Raw genomic sequence first — 1,221 nt, 5'->3', positions numbered from 1 at the left:
TTAATTTTATTATTCTACTATGCTAGTAACAACTCCAGAACCTACAGTTCTTCCACCTTCTCTGATAGCGAATCTTAATCCTTCATCCATTGCGATTGGTGTGATTAATTCAACGTTCATGTCGATGTGATCTCCAGGCATTACCATTTCCATTCCATCTGGTAACTTTATTGATCCTGTAACGTCTGTTGTTCTGAAATAGAATTGTGGTCTATATCCATCAAAGAATGGAGTATGTCTTCCACCTTCTTCTTTTTTAAGTACGTATACTTGACCTACAAACTTTGTGTGAGGGTGTACTGAATTTGGTTTTGATAATACTTGACCTCTTTCAATATCAGTTCTTTGAACTCCTCTTAATAATGCTCCGATATTATCTCCTGCTTGCGCTTCGTCTAATAACTTTCTGAACATTTCGATTCCAGTTACTACAACCTTCTTCTTTTCTTCTGTTAATCCAACGATTTCTACTTCGTCTCCTACATGAAGTACTCCAGCTTCAACTCTTCCTGTTGCAACTGTTCCTCTTCCTGTAATTGTGAAGACATCTTCGATTGGCATTAAGAATGCTTTATCTGTTGCTCTTTCTGGAGTTGGGATATAGCTATCTACTGCTTCCATTAAGTCCATTATTGGCTTAATTGCTTCTTCATCTGTTGGGTTTTCTAATGCTTTTAATGCTGATCCTGTTATTACTGGAATATCATCTCCTGGGAAGTCATATTCACTTAATAATTCTCTTACTTCCATTTCAACTAATTCTAATAATTCTGGATCATCTACCATATCTGCTTTATTTAAGAATACTACTATATATTGGATACCTACTCTTGATCCAAGTAAGATATGTTCTCTTGTTTGTGGCATTGGACCATCTGCTGCTGATACAACTAAGATAGCTCCATCCATTTGTGCTGCTCCTGTGATCATGTTCTTTACATAGTCAGCATGTCCTGGACAGTCAACGTGAGCGTAATGTCTGTTCTCTGTTTGGTATTCAACGTGCGCTGTATTGATTGTGATTCCTCTTTCTTTTTCTTCTGGAGCCTTATCAATATCTGCATAGTTAAATGCTTCTGCAAATCCCTTATTTGCTAATACTGTTGTGATTGCTGCTGTTAATGTTGTCTTACCATGGTCTACGTGACCTATTGTTCCAATATTAACGTGTGGCTTACTTCTTTCATACTTTGCTTTTGCCATTATAATTTTCCTCCCTTT

Annotated in this window: 1 protein-coding gene; it reads right to left on the bottom strand. The window is 36.9% G+C overall.

What is annotated here, in order from left to right:
- Nucleotides 1-9 precede the first annotated feature (9 nt).
- A complete protein-coding gene (tuf, locus tag CLOBL_RS27275) occupies nt 10-1,203 on the bottom strand; it encodes an elongation factor Tu (protein ID WP_077861847.1) in 1,194 nt (397 codons plus the stop codon).
- Nucleotides 1,204-1,221 lie beyond the last annotated feature (18 nt).

The organism is Clostridium sp. BL-8, assembly GCF_002006495.1.
Taxonomy (GTDB): domain Bacteria; phylum Bacillota; class Clostridia; order Clostridiales; family Clostridiaceae; genus Clostridium.
Note: the sequence above shows the minus strand (reverse complement) of the source record. Positions and strands in the feature narration are given on the sequence as shown.